Genomic DNA, 19777 nt, shown 5'->3' on the forward strand with positions numbered 1-19777 from the left:
TCTGGCCCGGAGGATTCCATGGATGCCATTCATTTGACCCATGTGCCGCTTGCGGAAGTGCGGCCCGGATCATTGCTCCTGATCGGGTCGAACGGCGCCGAGGTCGAGCAACATTTCGCCATCGCGGCTCATCGAGCCGGGGACCCGTCCGCGGCCCGCTTGGTGTCCTTCCGGACCGACCGTGGCGCCTTGCGGGCAATACGAACTGAGCTCTCGCCCGCGCAACAGCCCGCGCGGTGGGTGCTGGATTTGGGACGACACTTCAGCGTCGAGCCCAATCTGTATGAGCAAGTCCGCACCGATTCTCACGAGCAGTCCGCGCTCAAGCCAGGCGACTTGCTCGTACACGGCGCACGACAGCTGCTGGTGGTCGCTTGCGCGAAGGACGCGCCGCCTCTGGTCGTCGACCTCGCCGCAGGAGTAGTGACCGAGTTGACGGCGGCATCGGTAGCGGTGGTCACACACTGGAACATCTATGTTCGTAACGCGGAGGGCCAGCGAATTTGCCTGGTCGACACGAAATCCCATAAACAAGCCACGATTTCGCCTGCTGCGGCTTGAATCGGCGCTGCGCATCTTCTTTCGCCGGATCAGGTCCGAGGCCGCGCGCATCAAACCCGCTCCAGCGGCGGCGCATCCAGGATGGTGATGGCGCCACGCCGACAATCGATCGGGCCGTCATATTCGGATGCCATGCGCGGATGCGCGTATGGAAGCAACGGCAGCGCTCTCCGACGAGCAACAACACACCATGCAAGCAACCGACTAAGGCGCCGAGCCACCACGTGGCGCGACCGACGCTCGCGAAGAACAGGAAATACAGCATCGCGAACAACCATCCACCGAGGGTGTACAGAATGTACCCGACCACCACGGCGCGATTGCGATCCTGGGTAGACAGCGTGCCCACGAGGAACGGCAGGCTCAGGCGTGATAAGCCGAGACCCTGACTGCCCAACGCCGCGCTCGCCCTCGAGACGGAGGAGCGTGTCTGGATGGCCGACCTGTTCGCCGACAATCTTGGGCGTCTGCTGCTGTGGGGCCTCATCGCCACGGTGGCGATGACGACCATCCGAGTATGGTGCTCTCGAGACGTTGTTCCGCTGCATTCCCGAGCCCGGGAATCACGCCGATATCTCTTTTGACGTACGCGAGCGAGCACCACAGGCGCTCACCGGCTGTAACGACATGGTCCGCTACCAACCGCGGGCCGCTGGGCTGAAAAATCACATCCGCGCCGAGATGCAAACATTCATCGCGCCACGTCCATGCCCAATGACTTCGACTGCACTGCCTCAGTCGTGGTGAGATACGCCCATAGTCCGGCTCCGGCAGTCGCCGATAACGGCGTAGCCTCCTATCGCGGTACTCAAGGTAACGAAAAAACCAACAGTGCCCTGACACCCGCCCTCACTCCGAACAAAGACGCAATGTAAGAGCCCGTGTTCCTGATTTGTGACAACCCCTGGGCGCCGCCCCACGCGATTGCAGAAATGTGATGTTGTCCTCGCTGTCGTTCCTGAATTTCACTTACATTGCCGGCCGACGATTGGGTTGCATTATGAAAACCCAACAAAAGAATTCGATCACAGCGGATGTCGGACTCGTTCTATCCAGCCCATGCGTTTCACCAAGCATTCGCTCAAGGTCGTGCCTCCGGCGATCTGAGCGTCGGCGCGGCCGGCTTTTGCTTCCGCAATGACACGCAGTCGGTGACGCTGCCCCTCGAGGGCGCCCGGCTCACGCTGGGCGGAGCCAGCGATCGCATCGTCTTCATCGCACATCCGGACTTTCCAGACTGGTCGCTCTACACCAGCGATCGCGCGATCCTGCGTGATCCCGTGTTGACCGCTCATCCCGAGTTGACGGTCGCATTGGGCAAGATGCGTCGCAAGCGGGTGCATAACTGGACGATGTTGGCTGCAATCTCCGCGGTGATCGTTGCGATCCCCGTCGCGCTGTTGCTCAACATGGCCTGGCTCACGGGCATCGCAGCCCGGCAGATCCCTGCCTCGTGGGAGGAACAACTCGGCAAGACCGCGATGGGCCAATACCAGGTGCAGGCCGACATGATCCAGGATCCGGAGACGGCCAGGTTGCTGTCCGAGCTCACGGGCGTGTTGACGGAGGCACTGCCGGACGCTCGTTATAAGTTTCATTTTTACGTCGCGCGCGAACCCTCGCTGAACGCGTTTGCGCTACCCGGCGGCTATGTGGTCGTCCATTCGGAACTGCTGCTGCGTGCCGATTCGGCGGAAGAAGTTCTGGGCGTGCTGGCTCACGAGATTTCACATGTGACCTCTCAACACGGCACACGCAACGTTATTGCCTCCACCGGAATGTTTCTGACCCTGCAGGCCGCACTGGGCGACGCCAGCGGCTTGCTGGGTACCATTGCGAGCGCCGCGCCGTTCCTGCTGTCGCAGAAATATTCGCGCGGCTTCGAGAACGAGGCGGATGCGCAAGGCTTCGACCTGTTACAGCGCGCGCGTATCGACGGTCGCGGCATGGTGTCCTTCTTCGACAAGATCAAGGCTGAAGAAGAAAAAATTCGCGCCAAAGTCCGCGAGCAGGTCGGCGACGACGCCGGGGCCATGCTTACGGAAATACCCGAGTTTTTGGCTACGCATCCCACCACCGACTCCCGCATCGAGCGCATGCGCGAAAAGGCAGCCCACCAGCAGGGCCCCTTCCGAGACATGAGCGCGACGTTCGATGCGCTCAAGACCCGTATTCGTGAATTTGAAACCGAGCATCCTGCGAAGGAGACCGCGAAATGAAGACGCAGATTGATGGAGCCCCCGCGTTCGCGCACCTGCAGGTGACGCTCGCGCCGGGCGAAGCCATCGTTGCAGAGTCCGACGCCATGGCCAGCATGGCCGCCGACCTGACCATGCGCACCCAACTGAACGGCGGTCTGTTCGGCGCCATCGCCCGACGTTTGTTCGGTGGCGAGTCGATCTTCATCAATCGGTTTCACAATGGCACATCGACGCCCAAGCAGCTGACACTGGTGCAGCCGACGCCCGGCGACATGCAGTGCAAAGAGCTCGCCGCGGGCGAGTCCTACTATCTGCAACCCGGCGCGTTCCTGGCGTGCGATGAGTCGGTGAAGATCGGCCTGAAGTGGGCCGGCATCGTGTCCTTCATCGCCAAGGAAGGTCTGTTCAAGATCTCGGTGACCGGCCCTGGCAAAGTCTGGTACGGCGCTTACGGCGCGCTCATCGAACGGCAGATCGACGGCGAGTACATCGTGGACTCGAGCCATCTGGTCGCCTACGAGCCTGGCATCACGCTCAAGTTACAACTCGCCGGCGGCCTCATCTCCAGCGTCATGGGCGGCGAAGGCCTGGTCACGCGCGTGGTCGGCAAAGGCCGCATCGTCATTCAAACCCGCAGCCTGAGCGGGCTCACCGGCTGGCTGAATCCGAAACTCTGGGGCTGACGCATGGATATCCAACTCGTACACAGACCAGGCAACAGCGCCGCGAAGTTGATACTCGACGCCGGTGAAACGGTCACGGCTGAAGCGGGCGCGATGATCGCGATGAGCGCCGACGTCGGCATCACGACCACGACTCACAAGCGCGGTTCGGGCAGCTTCACCAAGACGGTGAAGCGATTGTTCGCCGGCGAGTCGCTGTTTCTGAATCACTTCGAATCCCGGCGCGCAGGCTCGGAAGTCTGGCTCGGCACGCCGCTGCCGGGGGACATGATGACCCACACTCTGCAACGCGAGAGTCTCATCGTGCAGGGCGGTTCGTTCGTGGCCGCCGAGAACGGCGTCGAAGTCGGCATGGGTTGGCAGGGATTCCGAACGCTGCTCTCGGGCGAGAGCCTGTTCTGGGTCAAGCTGCAGGGCACCGGCAAAGTGCTGCTGAACTCGTTCGGCGCCATTTATGAGCAACCGGTCGATGGCGAGTTCATCGTCGATACCGGCCACATCGTGGCGTTCAACGAGACGCTCCAGTTCACGCTGACCAAGGCCGGCGACAGCTGGCTGCATTCGATCCTCGGCGGCGAAGGACTGGTCTGCAAGTTCCAGGGCAAGGGCACCGTCTGGTGTCAGTCGAACAATCAGCGCAGCTTCGGCTCCGCGCTGACCCCGACTCTGCGCGCACGCAATCGTTAGGAACAAGTCATGTCAGCGCAATTCAATGTCGTCCTCAGCGGCACGGTCGTCGACGGGCACGATCTCGACTCGGTGATCGGCTCGCTGGCCGCTCGCTTCAAGCTCGAAATGGCCAGGGCCGCCGGGTTGCTGAAAGGTCAGCCTTCGGTGGTGAAGAAAGGCGTCGACCGTGCAACGGCGGAGCAGTTGTGTGCGGCGATCATCCAGCTTGGTGCGCAGGCAACCGTGCAGCCCGCCGCTGCCTCTGCTGTCGCCTCCGTTCCTGCTGCTTCCGCTCCGCAGCCTCAGCAGGCTCCGGCGGCTGTCGCGTCAACGCCGCCCGCCACCACAGCGAAGGTTCTGGTTCCTGACCCGCGCGGTATGAAATTCAACGTGCAGGGTCAGCCCGACTACGCGTTCCTCACTGTGCAGATCCCCGCGAATCAGACGTTGAAAGTGGAAGCCTCCGCGATGGCGACCATGGACACGAACCTGGTGATGAAGACACGCCTGCGCGGCGGTCTGGGCCGCTTCGTGACCGGCGAATCTATTTTCATCAACGAGTTCACTGCCCAGGGCGGGCCGGGCGAGATCGGCATCGCTCCCGGCGCTCCCGGCGATCTGCGTCATGTCTATCTGCAGGATCAAACCATCTATCTGCAGAACTCGGCCTATGTCGCCTCGAGCAGCGGCGTGACCGTGGAAAGCAAGTGGCAGGGACTGATGAAAGGCTTCTTCTCCGGCGAAAGCCTGTTCCTCATCCGCTGCCAGGGTCAGGGCGACCTGTGGTTCAGCAGCTATGGCGGCATCATCGAAATCGACGTGAGCGGCGAGTACGTCGTCGACACAGGCAACATCGTCGCCTTCACCGACGGCCTGCAATACAACGTCACCAAGGTGGGCGGTTACAAATCGTTGTTCTTTTCGGGCGAAGGTTTCGTGTGCCGCTTCTCCGGCCAGGGGCGCGTCTGGATTCAGACACGCAAGGTCGGTCCGCTGGTTTCGTGGGTGTGGCCGTTCCGGCCGACCAAGAAGTAAGCCACATAGTGCGTCGACCTGCAGTGGACATTGGTCGACGCACTCGCTGACACATCAGTCACGCAAGGTGCTGAAGACGAAATCCGCGCTCTTCTGACCTGCGTGACACGCGAAGCACTGCGAGCTCACATCTTTCACGATCCGCTCGGTACGGCTGTCGCCTTTGAACCGCTCGAAGCCCCAGCCACCCGTGCTTGCAAACGTTCGGCTGTCCTTGATCATCACGTCGACACGCCGCCGCTGCCCTTCCTCGAACATGCCCCCGCTGTCCCGCTCCGCCAGCCAGTCGACGACGATGATGGATCCTTCCGGAAACTTGCCGGATCGATAACCCGACAGAGCCTGGTCGTTGGCGTAGATGTGACGAAAGCCTCCAGAGCTTTCGTACTCCGCATGACCCTCGCTCACCAGTGCGCTCTTCACATGAGCCCATTGGCGATACCCTTTCGGGTATGACGGCAGCGTCCGCGAATTGGCGGAGGTCATCGCAACCCAGCCCGTGGCCAAGGCCGTCGCCATCGCAATCGATCCGATCTTAGATAGTTTGTTCACGCACTGACTCCTGATTCCTTGCAAGCGCCATTGTCCAGCCAGACCCCCGCGGGCGCTGGCGGGATTCGGACATCAACTTTCGACCGTTGCGAACACCAGGCGCGCGCGCCGCCTCTGCCCGAAATTCGGCATTGACAACGCTGTCCTTTGGAGTAAGTTTGGACCCCACGTGCAAGGGGGATCGAGTCTGACCACGGGCGGAGGCGTCGTGTTCGCGCGCGCCATCGCTTATATATGGAGCGTGGAGACATGGATGTACGAGCGTTGTTCGCGCGGGCACGCGTGCCCGTTCAGATTCTAAAATCATTAGTACGCGCCGCGAGATTCATCATCGCGTGCTCCGTCCTCGTCGCGCCGCCGCTGCTGGCGCAAACATTCAATTACGCCGAGGCGTTGCAAAAGTCTCTGTTCTTCTATGAAGCGCAGCGCTCGGGTGACTTGCCCACCTCCAACCGTGTGAACTGGCGCGGCGACTCGGGGATGCAGGACGGTTCGGACGTCGGACGCGACCTGACAGGCGGTTGGTACGACGCCGGCGATCATGTGAAATTCGGCCTGCCCATGGCCGCGAGCGCCACGATGCTCGCCTGGGGAATCGTCGAGTATCGCGCCAACTACGTGCAGATCGGGCAACTCGACGAGGCGCTCGATCAACTGCGTTGGGCGACCGACTATTTCATCAAAGCGCATTCCGCGCCGAACGAGCTCTATGGCCAGGTCGGCGCGGGTGGCCCGGATCACGCGTGGTGGGGTCCGGCCGAAGTCATGCAGATGGCGCGGCCGTCGTTCCGAGTCACCACGTCGTGCCCGGGTTCGGATCTGGCGGGTGAAACAGCAGCGGCGCTCGCTGCCGCGTCCATCGCATTCCGGCCGACGGATCCAACATACGCAAACACGCTGCTCACGCACGCGCGACAGCTTTATTCGTTCGCCGATACTTACCGAGGCGAGTATTCCGACTGCATCACTGACGCGGCGTCGTTCTACAACTCCTGGAGCGGCTTCAACGACGAACTGGTGTGGGGCGCCCTCTGGCTGTATCGCGCAACGAATGAAGCGGCGTTTCTCACCAAGGCGGAAAGCTATTACGCCAACCTCTCCAACCAGCAGCAGACCAGCGTCAAGTCATATAAGTGGACGCACGCGTGGGACGACAAGTCCTACGGCAGCTATGTGTTACTCGCAAAGCTCACGGGCGCCACGCGCTACCACGAGGACTCACAACGCTGGCTCAACTGGTGGACAGTAGGCGGCTCTGCTTTCGGAGCAGACGGCACACGCGTCAGCTACAGCCCGGGCGGGCAAGCAGTGCTCGACCGTTGGGGATCGCTGCGTTATGCGGCGAATACCGCGTTCATCGCCCTCGTCTATGCCGACGCCATCGCCGATACGACATTGAAGGCTCGTTATCACGACTTTGGCGTGCGCCAGATCAATTACGCGCTCGGCCAGAATCCGCTGAACCGCAGCTTCGTCGTGGGCTTCGGCACGAATCCACCTCGTAATCCGCACCATCGAACCGCGCACGGCTCCTGGACGGACCAGATCGGCAGCCCGACTGTCAGTCGTCACATTCTTTATGGCGCGCTGGTCGGCGGCCCGACCTCGCCGAACGATCAGTACACCGACGATCGCTCAGACTACACCATGAATGAGGTGGCCACCGACTACAACGCAGGGTTCACCAGCGCCCTCGCCCGCCTGGTCGGTGAGTTCGGCGGCACACCGCTCGCGAACTTCCCGACGCCTGAGGCGGTCGTCGGCAATGAAATCTTCGCCGAGGCCTCAATCAACGCCTCGGGCTCCAACTTCACCGAGATCAAGCTGTTCCTCAACAACCAGTCCGGGTGGCCCGCCCGCGTCACGGACAGGCTCTCATTCCGCTATTACTTCACGCTCGATGCGGGCGTCACCCCAAGCCAGATTTCGCTAGCGGCAAACTACAATCAATGCTTGCCGCCCACCGGCCCCACACAACACTCGGGCAACATCTATTACGTCACCGTGAGCTGTAACGGAACGAAGATCTATCCAGGAGGACAGCAGCACTATCGCAAGGAAGTGCAGTTCCGGATCGCGAGCTCTGGCGCGTGGGATCCAAGTAACGACTGGTCGTTCTCGGGCGTCTCGACGACGCCAGGCTCGACGCCCGTACTCGTCCAGCGCATTCCGGTGTACGACGATGGCGTGCGCGTGTTCGGAAACGAACCGAGCGGCGGAGTCGTAGATACCCAGCCGCCGACCACGCCCGCGAACCTGCGTGTGACTGGAACGACGAGCTCGACCGTTTCTCTCGCGTGGGATGCATCTACTGACGATGTGGGCGTGACGGGTTATCAGATCTTCCGTGGCACGACGCTGGCCGGCAGCGCCGCCTCAACGACGTTTACGGACACTGGACGAACTCCAAGCACGACGTACTCGTACACGGTCGTCGCTCAGGACGCTTCGGGCAAACAATCCGCGGCAAGCACATCGGTGAGCGCGACTACCACTGCTGTAACCCAGGACTTCTCCATCGCGGCGTCCCCAGGGACGCTCTCCGTTGCGCGCGGATCAAACGGCAGTGTGTCGATCTCCATCACACGCTCAGGTGGCTTCACTGGTGCGGTCGCCTTGACAGCCAGCGGGTTGCCGAGCGGCGTCACAGCCAGCTTCAACCCCGCGTCAGCGACAGGCGCCAGCTCGACACTCACACTGACAGCTTCGAGCACAGCGTCGGCGGGTGCAGCCACAGTCACCATTACAGGCACATCAGGTACGACGACGCGCACCACCACCGTCGCGCTCACTGTAACAACACCCGGCGGCAACGGCACTGTGACAGTGACACCGACAGTCACGAGCAGCAGCGGGCACTTTGTCGAAGAGCAACTGCGCATCGCAAACACCGGAACGCTGACCGCGCTCTCCGTGACCATTGTCGTTCAGCGCACGACAGGCATCAGCTTCTCTGGGCAATACAACACAGTGGGCTCGACTATTACTCAGAGCAGCAACAGCACAGCGAGCACCATCACGTATCAATACACTTTGTCGGCTGGACAAACTCTAGGCGCATCGACCAACCGCACGTTTGCCGCTCAAATGAGCGGCACGGGCACAGCGCATCCGACCAGCGGCGACACCTACTCCGTGACGTACACCACTGGAGGACAAAGCTTCACTGTGTCCGGCACGTTCTGAGCACAGGCTAACCCGTTGAATCCGCAACCGCGAGCGATCGTCGTGATTGACACGGAACTCGCTCCGCCCCACGCGCGTTGGTTACCCGGCCAGCATGTGCCGCTGGCGGGGAGCGATCAAGAATTCAAGTCTGGCGGGCCAGCGCACAGTCGAGGCTAAGCCGTACGGAAACGAACTGTCCCACTGCGCTCGGCTCGCGAGGGCGGGTCCATGAGTGGTTTTGGGCGGTTCGTGCGCACTTTAGCGCGGATATCACGAACTCGTTATCCCCGATTCATTTTCGGCTTGCCGCTCGCCCGCCGAGAAATTCCCGTATTTATTTATCACGATGTCGAAACGCCCGCGTTGGCGCGCGACTTGGAGTTCCTGCGCAGGAACAACTACAGGACGCTCAGATTGGACGAGTACCTCGCCGCGCGTGAAGGCGGAGATTGGCCTGGACGGTCCGTGCTGCTGACGTTCGACGATGCGCGCAAGAGCTTCCGAGAGGTCGCGTTACCGTTGTTGCGTCAATTCGACGCCCATGCGGTGCTCTTCGCTCCCTCTTATTGGATGCAGCCCGCGCGTCGTGCGGCAGACGATCTGTTCATGTCCTGGGAGCAACTCCGGGTGTGTCTCGACTCGGGCCTGGTGGACGTGCAGTCGCACGCACATCGACATGCGCTCGTGGCCACTTCGTCGCAGGTGATTGATTTCGCAAATCCGTCGGTGCTGGCGCGCTTCGATATTTACGACTGGCCCATGCGCTTCGTCGACAACGCAGACGAGTTGGGCAAGCCCGCGTTGGGTACGCCCGTGTATAGGGCCGCGCCGCTGCTATCGGCGCAACGTCGCTATCTCGAAAACGGCGACGTAACACTCGCTTGTCGCGATTTCGTCACGAGCCAGGGTGGGCCCGACTTCTTTGCGCAGCCGGACTGGCGTGCGCGCCTCGCTCGCTGCTTCGACGAACAAGCACGACTCGCGCCCGGACGGTTCATGGACGCGCCCGCATTCGAGAAATTGATCGCGTCTGAATTCGAGCTGTGCCGTGAGGAGTTCAAGCGCCATCTCGGCTATGAGCCCCACTGCATCGCTTATCCCTGGAGCCTGGGGTCGGCACTCTCGATGCAACTGGCTCGACACCATGGTTTTCGAGCGGCCTTTGGCGTCGCGATGGACTACCGCTCCGAGCGGCGTCGCGCGCGACTGCCATTACCGGTGTACGGCCGGCTCAAGTCCGATTGGCTGCAGTTTTTGCCTGGGGAACAACGCGCCAGCATCGTGAGCGCGGTACGTCGCAAGGTAGCGGGGTTCGACACAGTCCAACATCTCGCACATTGATTCAGCTGAGCGACTTTGGCGATGCCACGGCGAACGATCGCAGTCATGGGTCGATTGGTGGACCAGAAGGACGGCCTCGGTATCTATGGACAGTACCTGCTGCGCGAAATGCTCAAGGCCGATCCCGAGACGCTTTACGTCATTTTGCTCGACACACCGAAGTGTAAGGACCTGTTTCGCGAGTTCAGTAACGCGCAGACGGTCGTGATCCCGGCGCGAAGCAAGCTGTATTGGGATCAAGTGTGCGTACCGCGAGCGGCGCGTAAGTTCCATGCCGATCTAATCCTCAACCCGAAATTCTCACTGCCGCTATTCACCAGAAAGCCTTGCGTCTTCGTGCATCAAGGGTCGGACTGGTATGTCAACCCGCAGAATTATCCGTGGTGGGACAACATCTACATTCGTTTGATGCTGCCTGTGTACAGTTGGAAAGCGGCCCGCACACTGTCGATCTCGCAGACCACGCTCGACGATCTGTCTCACTACACTCACATCGATGTGCGCAACTCCGTCGTGAGCTACGCAGGGGTCGGTGCGAACTTCACACCAGAACGCGACGCACGCGCACTGGAAGAGTTTCGCGCGGAATATCGCCTGCCGGAGCGCTTCATCCTCACCGTCGCCCGCGTGCTCCACGGCGGACAGAAACATCTGCGCCCCTATCCGGGCGGGAATAACGAACGGTTGGTTCGCGCATATCGGCTCTACCGCGCCGCGGGCGGCAATCTGCCACTGGTCGTGGCGGGAAACTATGTACAGGACTATCTGAGAGCGCACGGATTCTCGGATGAGGATCTACGGGATGTGATGTTCCTGGGCTTCGTGCCGAACCAACGGCTGCATCTCGCATATCAGCTGGCAGAATGCTTCGTGCTTGCAACGCTCTGCGAGAGTTTCGGCATTCCGATCGTGGAAGCGTTTGCGTGCGGTTGTCCGGCGATCGTGCCGAATACGTGTTCGGCGCCGGAGATCGCAGGTGGCGCGGCCTTCCTGATCGATCCTCGCGACGAGGCGGACATCGCACGCGCGCTTGCGGAAGTAACGAGCTCGGAGCAGCTGCGCCGACGGCTTCGCGAGCTGGGTATCCAGAGAGCGCAGACTTTGACGTGGAAGGAAACAGCTCGGCGAACGCTGGCCGTACTGAATGAGATCGTCCCCCTCGATACCTCGGACACCTCGGCGAGCGCACGAGCCCGCAATCCCGAGTCTTATGTAGGGCACCTGCGAAGCCGGCACACGAAGTACAGATAGACGGCGAAGCGCTTGGGGAGCGCGGAGGCACGCTCGGCCCAGCACCACGCGCTCAGCGGCATCAATCGCAGCAGCGATTTGTCATAGGAGCCGATGCCATACCACTCGACCACCTCGAGTCCGTGGCGTGCGGCCAACTCGATGCTTTCTCGGACCGACATGGAAGCGAACTGCTCGCGTGTGAAACGGGCCTTCGCGGCGAGCAGCGCGCGAGTGCTGTAGCGGTTGCCATGCACGTTGAACAACAATCGCGACTGCTCGTCCTTCAGAGCTGACGCCAGGAACGCCATCGCTTCGTCGCGCAGCGCGGGCTGGGCGTTGAGAAAGAATCGGAAGGCAGTGATGAAATCGAATCGCCGTCCGCCTAACAGCGTCGGATCCCGGGTCGCATCCCCCTGCAGCAGAGCGGCGGCCCGGACGCGCTGTTTCGCGACGGCGAGCATCGTGTCCGAGATGTCGAGGCCCACCGCCGACTGAAAGTGCGGTTCGAGATACGAGAGCACGCGCCCGGTGCCGCATGCGAAATCCAGATAGCTGTCGCGACGGGGCGCGTGCTGCTGCAAGATGCGATCGAGCAGCCGCTGTTCGCGATCCCACATGACGGCGTCGAACGAACCGGGCGAGAACAGCTTGGCGTCATAGTCGGTCGCCCAGGAGTCCGGTCCCACATGGGACGTTCTGTAGTCCCGAAAGTGCATCACGGCTCCGGCGTCAGATCGTCGGTGCGGAACAACCGGCTGCGCCGCAGATAGCGCGCGCTGAACGATCTGCCGAGATAAGTGTTCTGCAGAAGCTCGTTCATGTGGTGCTCGAGCATGCACCGGTCGAACTCGGCGGGTGCATTGCGAAAGTAGCCTTCCACGAAGCTGCGCGCAAGCTTTCTCAGCTGTGGCCGGAACGCGAGATAGATCAGCTGCGGCGGATACTTGGCGCGCACGAATATCACCAGCGACGCGATGTCACGATACGGGCTCGCCTGGTTGTAGCGGCGGAAGGCGCTGTACTCGGGCGGCGTGAAATCCACGAACACGACCCGGTCGGCGCCTCGCTTCACGAGGATGTTGTCGAAGTCGAAGTCGCCGTGGATCCGATGCGTGCGCCGATGGAATTCCTCCAATGCGGCGCCGAGCATCCAGAACAGCCCCACCAGCTCGGCGCCGGACAGCCCCGCGAAAGTGCGGTGCCGAAGCACGGTATGCAAAGGAAACCAGCCAGGGAGGAACTCGTAGTCGATCCGCAACTCGCGGGCGTCGGCCTGCAACACCCGGGGGACCCGCAGCCAGGAGGATCGTTGCGCAGCCGCCCAGGCTCGCAGCGAATTCCATAGCGTTGCCCGAAACATCCACTCTTCGGTGAAGCGCTTGCTGAAACAAGACGGCTCCGCCGCGGGTGACGGGCTCAGACTCTCGCTGGAAGTGCTCACCGAATGTAAATGATTCGGGGACAGGGTTGTTCCTGTGCCCATGCGCAACTCAAGCGGCAGGCGCCCGATCGGAGGGTGCGTCGAGGCGGGGGCGCCCGGAAGTCGCCAGCACGATCGCGCCCGGCAACAGCGAAATCAGGAACATCGCCAACTGCGTCATCAGCATGACGAGCGCTGTGGAATAGTCGTAGCCGAGTGCGACGAGCAGTGCAGCCGCGCTTCCTTCGCGCAAGCCCAAGCCTCCATACGTCAGCGGCAGCCGCTGGATGATCACGGCCACTGGAGCAACAGCGAGACAGACCATCCATGGCAAAGGCGCACCAAGCGCGTGTGACGCGACCCACAGCGTGAACACCGCGCCCGTCTGCTCGATCACCGACAGCCCGAGATTGACGGCAAGAGTGAGACGCCGTGTCGAGTATGTTCGTGCCGCCTCGACGTACTTGGCGAAGCGTCCCTTCTCAAACCTGAGGAGGACACGGCCAAACGATCGATGAAAGATCAACGCGGCGGCGCCCGTGCCCGCAACGCCCGCGACCACTGCCGCCACGAGAGCAAACTCCCGCAACGTCGGCTGGGGCGCAAGGTTTGCAAGAACGGCAAACCCGACCGCGATGAGCGCGAGAGTCGCGATCACACCGTTCAGCCGCTCCATGACCATGGATGCCAAGGTCACGTGCGTATCCAAGCCTCGCTCTCGCAGCCGCACAAACCGCACGATGTCTGGACCGAATCCGCCGAGCGGCAGGGCGAAGCCGATGAACGTACTCTCGTAATAGACGCCGATCGCGCTCCAGGGTCCGAGTCGGTTGTCGAGCACCCGCAGAAGCTGACGCCACTTCAGCGCCATCAACACCCGGTCCGCCGCCTGAATCATGACGATCATTGCCAGCAACAGCGGTTCGGCGCCGCGAATCAGCGTCACGGTTCGCTGCCAGTCGAGCCGCGAGAGCAGAAACGCGAGCAGCCCAACGCTCGCGGCGAACTGCAAAAGCAGCCGCTGTCTCGGCGCGATGCGCAGCTTCATGGCCATCCTCGATTCGAGGATTCGATCCTACCCTGCCTGGAACTATCCTGATATGCCGGCATTGCTGACGAGTGAACCAGGGCATCGAGCAACGCTGCCACAAGTATCTCTACTACACGCTGCAGTCGATGCGTGGCCGACACGTCGGTCCCTTCGTGCAGCGGCTGCAAGCTTGGGAGAAGCTCGACCGCGCGTCGTTCGAGCAGCTTACACGCCGGCTGCTTCGGGAAGCGCTGATCTATGCGCGTGCGAGGGTTCCCCTCTACTCTTCGGGTGCATGGCAAACGTCACTGTCGCGCGCCCGCGCCGAGGAGCTGAGCGCATGGCCAGTGCTCGAACGCAAGATGTTGATTACACATCGCGCGCAGCTTCGGGCTCGCCGCTTTACGCCGGGCACTTTCGCGCGACACAGCTCCGGGTCGACCGGCGAAATCGTTTCTGTCTTCTATAACCCTCACGCGGGCGGATGGAGTTGGGCTCAGGAGTATCGCTCCATGTACTGGTTCGGCATTCCGCCAGGAAGCCGCACCTTGCTGTTGTGGGGCGGCGGTCATCCGCTGCTCGACTGGGTCCGCAACTGTCGTGTGTTCTCGACCAAGAACCTGACATTCGACCAGCTCGAACGGGCGACGAGCTATTTGCTGGATAGACGCCCGGTGCTTTGCATGGGACTTCCGTCTGCGATCGCACAGCTCGCCCGACACGTGCGCGCGCACAGGCCGAATGCACCCGTGCAGCTCGTGCCGTTCGTCAAGCTGGGGGGCGAGCAGGTCTATCCATTCCAACGCGACGAGATCGCGCGGCACTTTGGCGCGCGCGTCTTCGAATCGTACGGCTCGACCGAGATGGGGCCGATTGCGCACGAATGCCCCGCCGGCTCTCGTCACATCATGGCGGACCACGTGCATCTGGAAATATTCAACGGCGACGAGCCCGCCCGGCCGGGCGAGCTCGGCGATCTCGTGCTCACGTCACTGTTCAATCGTGCCATGCCGCTCGTACGGTGTCGCATCGGCGACCGCGGACGGATCTCGCCTGATCCCTGCTCCTGCGGACTGCCGCATCCAGTGCTGTCCGAGCTGGTGGGTCGCGCAGCCGATATGTTTGTCACGGCGGACGGCAAACTGGTGCACGGCTCGGAACTTGGCCGCCGTTTGCAGTTGTTTCTTTCTCAGGCGCCGCTCGGTTCGGTGGGACAGGTGCTGTTTCAACAGAAAGATCCGGCGCACTGGAACGTGCTGGTCGAAAGCGCTGCCGGCTTCGACGACGCGTTGGCCGTACAGCTGCGCGAGATCGTGCACTCCACCTTCGGCGAGCGCTGCCAGGTCGATATCGAACGAGTGTCATTGGTCCCACGCGAAAAATCCGGCAAGTACCGCTACTACCGGCGAGCGACCGAGCCGCCGATGCGTTGACGAGTCCGGGTTGCCGCCGTTTCTTAGCACGCAAAACAGCTTTGAAAATATTCTTGAACGAGATTAAACACTGACTTTTCGGGAGAAGCTAACAAACCGAACCTCGACCGAATTCAACCAAGGAGGGTATTTGCATGCGATTGAGAGCGCTGTCCTGGATGATGGCCGCGTTGCTGGCCGCCGTCACGGCGCCTGCGGGCGCCGCGATGATATTAAAAATGAATCTAGCCCAGCTCACCGACCGGGCCGACGCCATCTTCCGGGGCGAGGTCCTGTCGGCCGAGCCTGGAAAGATTGCAATCGGCGGCGGCACGTTGCCGACCGTCACCTATCGCCTGCGCATCGACGAGGCGTTCAAGGGAACGTTCGAGGCGAAGGAAAACGCTTCGCCGGAAGTCGAGATCACGATGCTCGGCACGTTCAAGACCACCGCCCGCAGTGGCGGCCAGACGCGCCTATCCTCCTCGTTGCCCGAAGTACCGGAACTGCGCGTGGGCGAGAGCTACGTGCTGTTCACGACAGCACCCGGAGCCAGCGGACTGCGAGCGCCGGTCGGATTGGGCCAGGGCAGCTTCCGTATCTATGCGGGAGAGAACAAGAGCGAGCTCGCGGTGAATGAGCTGAACAATCTTGGCCTGTTCGACGGCGCCGGCTCCGCGCAACGAGGCGCGCCAGGCATCGAAGGGCCGGTGACCTACACCCGCCTTGCCACCGCCATCCTCACCCAACTCGGCAAATAAGGGAGCCCGCCATGACTATGAGCAAACGTTCCCTCGCCCTGGCGGGGGTCGCCACCCTTCTGTTGTGCGCTCCGCTCGCGCATGCCGGCGGACCGCTGGCCAACTGTGCCAATGGAGAGCCCTACGTGTGGCCGAACGGCGGCGCGAACATTCCATTCAATCCCGACCTCGGCGACCTCGGCCCGCTCACGAACGCTCAGGCGGTCGCCGCGGTGCAGGCCGCCTTCGACGTGTGGACCGCGGTTGGCACCTCAACCGTGAGCTACACGAACGGCGGCACGCTGCCGGTGGACGTGAATATCACCAATTTCGTGCCTTACTACGATGCGCCGGCGCCCGACGGCCTGTCCGCCATCGTTTTCGACGACACGGGCGAAATCTTCGATCTGCTGTACGGACCGAACTCCGGCGTGCTTGGCTTCGCGGGGCCGGAATGGGGCAACAGCGCCTCTTGCACCATTACCGAAGGTCTGTCGTTCCTGAACGGCCCGTCGTTCGACGATCTGACCGCGGCGATGGACGTGATGGTCCACGAGTTCGGGCATTACACGAACCTCGCGCATACGGTCGTGAACGGCCAGATCTATCTCGGCTCCGTCGGCGGTGACGACACGGGACCGACGCCGTTCTCTCCTTATGCGGCGCCGGCGAATCCGCTCGCCGTGGACGTGGTCGAAACGATGTATCCGTTCTATTACGGACCGGGCATCGGCACGCAGACGTTACATCGAGATGACATCGCCACGGTGTCCGCGTTGTATCCGACACCGGACTTCGCAACGACGACGGGCACGATCGCCGGCAACATACTCGCGTCGAATGGGGTGACGAAGCTGACGGGAGTGAACGTGATCGCGCGCAACGAAGCCGATCCGTTCCAAGACGCGGTATCGGCGATCTCCAGCGACTACACGGAGGACTTCACCCAGACCAATCCGCTCGCTGGCACTTACACGCTGTTCGGCCTGACGCCGGGCGCAAATTATCGCGTGTATGTGGACCAGCTTCTCGCGGGTGGCTTCTCGACGCCACCGGCGTCGCTGCCGGGTCCAGAGGAATATGCGAGCGGAAGCGCGGAATCAAACAATCAAACGAGCGTGGATCCACCGGAGCAGTTCGCGCTCGTCACGCCCAATGCCACGAGCGTGAATGTCATCTTCAATTCGCCGCGGCCGGGCGATCCGCTGCCGCTGGGAGAAGACGGCTCGTTCCAGCTCGCGCTGCCCTTCTCGTTCACGCTTTGTGACCAGACCTTCACTTCTGTGTTCGTCAACGCGAACGGCAACCTCACTTTCGGCGCGGGCAGCACCGACTACACCGAAACGGCCGGCGAGCTCCTGAACGGACCGCCACGGATTGCCGCGTTGTGGGACGACTTGAGCCCGTTCAATCTCACGACCGGCGCGCCGCAGGGCATCGTCACATTCGCGGAGACGGCGGACGACTTCACTGTCATCTACCGGAACGTGCCCGAGTTCCCGAACGCCGGCGCGAACAGCTTCTCGATCAAGCTCTCCCGTGACCGGCAACGTAGAGGTAGCACCGCGAATATTCACGTGACCTACGAAGGCATGACGGCGGTGGATGGTATTGCGGGCGTGTCCTGCGGAAATCGGGTCACGGCGGGTAGCGAGCCGGCGAGCGACCTGAGCACACTGCTCGCAGGCACTCTCGAACTCGCCAAGTCGCCAGCGATCTACGAGGTGTTCACCGCGACGAATCCCAACGACCTGACAGGCGCGACAGTTCGATACAACAGCAAGGCTAGTTACAGCGACGCCTGGGCTGGGTCGAATAATACGCAGCACACTGCGTGGCCTATCTCCCTGCCATTCAGCTCGGCAAATCCGAAGCAGTACACGGAAATCGAGCCAGCCGGCGCCGATGTGGACTTCTTCCGTATCGAAGCCAAGGCTGGTGACGCAGTCGTGGCCGAGATCGTGTCGAGCTCGCTCGACACTGTGATGGTGCTGCTGGACGTGTACGGCAATGTCATCGCGCAGGATGACGACAGCGGGGCCGGGGCGCTGTCGAGGATTGCGACGTTCGTGCCGAGCGCGGGCAAGTACTATCTCGGCATCAGCACGTACCCGGATACCGACTTCACCGGAGACGGCGAAGGTTCGGGTCGCTACGTGCTGAACGTCGAAACAACGGATCGCATCACAATGGTTCTCGACGACGACGCGACCCAGGAGATCGACATTCCTTTCAACTTCCCCTACCAGGGGCAGAACTGGTCGTCGGTGTTCGTCAACTCCAACGGTAATCTCACATTCGGCGCCGGCAGCACCGACTACTCGGAGTCGGTCGGGGAGCTTCTAAGCGGACCGCCACGCATTGCCGCGCTGTGGGACGATCTGTCGCCGCAGGAGGGCGAGGTCTACGTCGAGGCGGACGCCGCGTCGTGGACCGTCAGCTTCGTGAATGTGCCGCAGTTCATCCTTGGCGACAGCAATTCGTTCTCTATCACCTTGTCCGCCGACGGCGGCGTCGCCGTCGCTTATGACGATGTGGCGGCACTCGACGCAGTTGTCGGAATCACAGAGGGTAGCGGAGCAACGAATCCGGGCGAGACCGATCTGTCGGCGAACGCGCCACTGTCCGTGACGGGAACCACTTACGAGGCGTTCCCCGGTGCGACTGATTCGTTCGACCTGGACAACGCGACGTTGTCATTCGATCCCTGATGTTAGATCTGGAGTGGCGGGCTTCGGCCCGCCCTCCCCGAGCCTCACTACCTCCCGTCGATCCTCAACATCCAGGTGCGCGGCCAGGCACGACAGGACGCTGAGGACGACGAGTACGAACGCCACGGTCTCCAGCGTAGTCGGGAGGCGTTGTTCCCAGATGAATCCGTAGATCAACGCGAACAACGTTTCGAACAGAATCATTTGCCCGACCAGAGTCAGCGGCAGGAGTCTGCTCATGCGATTCCACAGCGCGTTGCCTAGCATGGAAGCCAGGAGAGCCACGCCCGCCGCGACGCCGGCGAGTTTCGTCCAGGCGGCGACGTCGTGATGGCCTTTGGAAAAAACGAGCACAGCCGGCACGAGCAGCAGCGCCTGAACGCAGGTCATCACGCCGGTGAGCAGATTCCACTCATGCGCGGACACGTGATCGAGCCGCATCAGCCAGCGGCTGTTCCCAACGGCATAACACGTCCATGACACCAACGCGCCGATCGCGCAGAGCAATCCGATGGATTGCTGGACGATGGACGCGGAAGCCGACCAGGAAAGTGCCTGCCATCCAATGCACAAGGCGCCAATCGCGCACAGAGCGAGCGATGGCGCGAGACGACGCAGCGGTACTGCTCCTTTGTCACGGCTGCCCACGATAGTCACTGCTACGGGCAAAAAGCCGATGACGAGGGACGTCATCGCGATGCCTCCCATCCGAACGGCATTAGCGAGGAGCACGTAGTAGAGAATATTGCCCGCGAAGGCTAACCAGCCCAGCGCCAGCCACTCGCGTCGTCCCAGCTGAGCAACGACTCGCCGCCAGATCGGAGCGATCAGCAACGCTGAAAACAGGCCGTAGAACAGATAACGGCCGGCGGTCAACTCCAGCGCGCCGAACTCTCGAACCAGCTCGGGCGCCAGAAACACGAGTCCCCACAACGAACCCGCCAGGACGCCGCAAACCACACCCGTGATTGTGTCTTTATTGCCAGACATGCCCACCTCGATGACCACGCAAGGTAGGTTC

General features: G+C 61.9%; 16 protein-coding genes. 11 read left to right on the forward strand and 5 right to left on the reverse strand.

What is annotated here, in order from left to right:
- Positions 1–18: 18 nt before the first annotated feature.
- The 5 genes from VGD45_RS11980 to VGD45_RS12000 all read left to right on the forward strand — a co-directional run bounded on the left by VGD45_RS11980 (position 19) and on the right by VGD45_RS12000 (position 5149).
- Entirely contained in the window at positions 19–561 is a 543-nt protein-coding gene (locus VGD45_RS11980) for a hypothetical protein (RefSeq protein WP_331155538.1), read from the forward strand.
- Positions 562–1595: 1034 nt separating this feature from the next.
- Complete coding sequence (locus VGD45_RS11985) at positions 1596–2780, forward strand: M48 family metallopeptidase (protein WP_331155539.1); 1185 nt, start codon at positions 1596–1598, stop codon at positions 2778–2780.
- A complete protein-coding gene (locus tag VGD45_RS11990) occupies positions 2777–3445 on the forward strand; it encodes a TIGR00266 family protein (RefSeq protein ID WP_331155540.1) in 669 nt (222 codons plus the stop codon). Before VGD45_RS11985 ends, VGD45_RS11990 begins: the two co-directional genes overlap by 4 nt.
- 3 nt (positions 3446–3448) lie before the next feature.
- The gene (locus VGD45_RS11995; RefSeq protein ID WP_331155541.1) at positions 3449–4132 is read left to right on the forward strand and encodes a TIGR00266 family protein; all 684 of its coding nucleotides are present in this window, start codon (positions 3449–3451) and stop codon (positions 4130–4132) included.
- Between the two features lie 9 nt (positions 4133–4141).
- Positions 4142–5149 (forward strand): TIGR00266 family protein, encoded by a 1008-nt coding sequence (locus VGD45_RS12000; RefSeq protein ID WP_331155542.1) that lies wholly within the window; start codon positions 4142–4144, stop codon positions 5147–5149.
- A gap of 54 nt (positions 5150–5203) precedes the next feature.
- On the opposite strand, the gene VGD45_RS12005 is transcribed toward VGD45_RS12000, so the two are convergent.
- On the reverse strand, positions 5204–5701 hold the full coding sequence (locus VGD45_RS12005) for a cytochrome P460 family protein (protein WP_331155543.1): 498 nt from the start codon (positions 5699–5701) through the stop codon (positions 5204–5206).
- A gap of 249 nt (positions 5702–5950) precedes the next feature.
- Between VGD45_RS12005 and VGD45_RS12010 the strand changes: the two genes are divergently transcribed.
- The 3 genes from VGD45_RS12010 to VGD45_RS12020 all read left to right on the forward strand — a co-directional run bounded on the left by VGD45_RS12010 (position 5951) and on the right by VGD45_RS12020 (position 11461).
- Positions 5951–8887, forward strand: a complete 2937-nt coding sequence (locus tag VGD45_RS12010) for a glycoside hydrolase family 9 protein (protein ID WP_331155544.1) — start codon at positions 5951–5953, stop codon at positions 8885–8887.
- Between the two features lie 210 nt (positions 8888–9097).
- Entirely contained in the window at positions 9098–10210 is a 1113-nt protein-coding gene (locus VGD45_RS12015) for a polysaccharide deacetylase family protein (RefSeq protein ID WP_331155545.1), read from the forward strand.
- Positions 10211–10255: 45 nt separating this feature from the next.
- Positions 10256–11461, forward strand: coding sequence for a glycosyltransferase family 1 protein (locus VGD45_RS12020; protein WP_331155546.1), 1206 nt, complete (start codon positions 10256–10258; stop codon positions 11459–11461).
- Here the strand turns inward: VGD45_RS12020 and VGD45_RS12025 are convergent.
- The 3 genes from VGD45_RS12025 to VGD45_RS12035 are packed head-to-tail and all read right to left on the reverse strand — an operon-like array spanning position 11419 to position 13911.
- Entirely contained in the window at positions 11419–12159 is a 741-nt protein-coding gene (locus VGD45_RS12025; RefSeq protein WP_331155547.1) for a class I SAM-dependent methyltransferase, read from the reverse strand. The genes VGD45_RS12020 and VGD45_RS12025 overlap by 43 nt on opposite strands.
- A complete protein-coding gene (locus VGD45_RS12030; protein ID WP_331155548.1) occupies positions 12159–12884 on the reverse strand; it encodes a hypothetical protein in 726 nt (241 codons plus the stop codon). The genes VGD45_RS12025 and VGD45_RS12030 overlap by 1 nt, the downstream gene beginning before the upstream one ends.
- A 49-nt stretch (positions 12885–12933) precedes the next feature.
- The gene (locus VGD45_RS12035) at positions 12934–13911 is read right to left on the reverse strand and encodes a lysylphosphatidylglycerol synthase transmembrane domain-containing protein (RefSeq protein ID WP_331155549.1); all 978 of its coding nucleotides are present in this window, start codon (positions 13909–13911) and stop codon (positions 12934–12936) included.
- 71 nt (positions 13912–13982) lie between these two features.
- On the opposite strand from VGD45_RS12035, the gene VGD45_RS12040 reads away from it, so the two are divergent.
- From VGD45_RS12040 to VGD45_RS12050, 3 genes are all read left to right on the forward strand, one after another.
- Entirely contained in the window at positions 13983–15326 is a 1344-nt protein-coding gene (locus VGD45_RS12040; protein WP_331155550.1) for a hypothetical protein, read from the forward strand.
- 134 nt (positions 15327–15460) lie between these two features.
- Positions 15461–16066, forward strand: a complete 606-nt coding sequence (locus tag VGD45_RS12045; RefSeq protein ID WP_331155551.1) for a hypothetical protein — start codon at positions 15461–15463, stop codon at positions 16064–16066.
- A gap of 17 nt (positions 16067–16083) precedes the next feature.
- Entirely contained in the window at positions 16084–18756 is a 2673-nt protein-coding gene (locus VGD45_RS12050; protein ID WP_331155552.1) for a hypothetical protein, read from the forward strand.
- Here the strand turns inward: VGD45_RS12050 and VGD45_RS12055 are convergent.
- Positions 18742–19746 (reverse strand): DMT family transporter, encoded by a 1005-nt coding sequence (locus tag VGD45_RS12055; protein ID WP_331155553.1) that lies wholly within the window; start codon positions 19744–19746, stop codon positions 18742–18744. The two genes, VGD45_RS12050 and VGD45_RS12055, sit on opposite strands and share 15 nt — an antisense overlap.
- Positions 19747–19777 lie beyond the last annotated feature (31 nt).

The sequence above is a fragment of the Steroidobacter sp. genome, assembly GCF_036402275.1.
In the GTDB taxonomy this organism is placed as follows: Bacteria; Pseudomonadota; Gammaproteobacteria; order Steroidobacterales; family Steroidobacteraceae; genus Steroidobacter.

Bases quoted from the DNA above. Each gene is read 5' to 3' on its own strand.
- VGD45_RS11980 (WP_331155538.1), top strand. From the start codon at position 19: ATGGATGCCATTCATTTGACCCATGTGCCGCTTGCGGAAGTGCGGCCC.
- VGD45_RS11985 (WP_331155539.1), top strand. From the start codon at position 1,596: ATGTCGGACTCGTTCTATCCAGCCCATGCGTTTCACCAAGCATTCGCT.
- VGD45_RS11990 (WP_331155540.1), top strand. From the start codon at position 2,777: ATGAAGACGCAGATTGATGGAGCCCCCGCGTTCGCGCACCTGCAGGTG.
- VGD45_RS11995 (WP_331155541.1), top strand. From the start codon at position 3,449: ATGGATATCCAACTCGTACACAGACCAGGCAACAGCGCCGCGAAGTTG.
- VGD45_RS12000 (WP_331155542.1), top strand. From the start codon at position 4,142: ATGTCAGCGCAATTCAATGTCGTCCTCAGCGGCACGGTCGTCGACGGG.
- VGD45_RS12010 (WP_331155544.1), top strand. From the start codon at position 5,951: ATGGATGTACGAGCGTTGTTCGCGCGGGCACGCGTGCCCGTTCAGATT.
- VGD45_RS12015 (WP_331155545.1), top strand. From the start codon at position 9,098: ATGAGTGGTTTTGGGCGGTTCGTGCGCACTTTAGCGCGGATATCACGA.
- VGD45_RS12020 (WP_331155546.1), top strand. From the start codon at position 10,256: ATGGGTCGATTGGTGGACCAGAAGGACGGCCTCGGTATCTATGGACAG.
- VGD45_RS12025 (WP_331155547.1), bottom strand. From the start codon at position 12,159: ATGCACTTTCGGGACTACAGAACGTCCCATGTGGGACCGGACTCCTGG.
- VGD45_RS12035 (WP_331155549.1), bottom strand. From the start codon at position 13,911: ATGAAGCTGCGCATCGCGCCGAGACAGCGGCTGCTTTTGCAGTTCGCC.
- VGD45_RS12045 (WP_331155551.1), top strand. From the start codon at position 15,461: ATGCGATTGAGAGCGCTGTCCTGGATGATGGCCGCGTTGCTGGCCGCC.
- VGD45_RS12050 (WP_331155552.1), top strand. From the start codon at position 16,084: ATGAGCAAACGTTCCCTCGCCCTGGCGGGGGTCGCCACCCTTCTGTTG.
- VGD45_RS12055 (WP_331155553.1), bottom strand. From the start codon at position 19,746: ATGTCTGGCAATAAAGACACAATCACGGGTGTGGTTTGCGGCGTCCTG.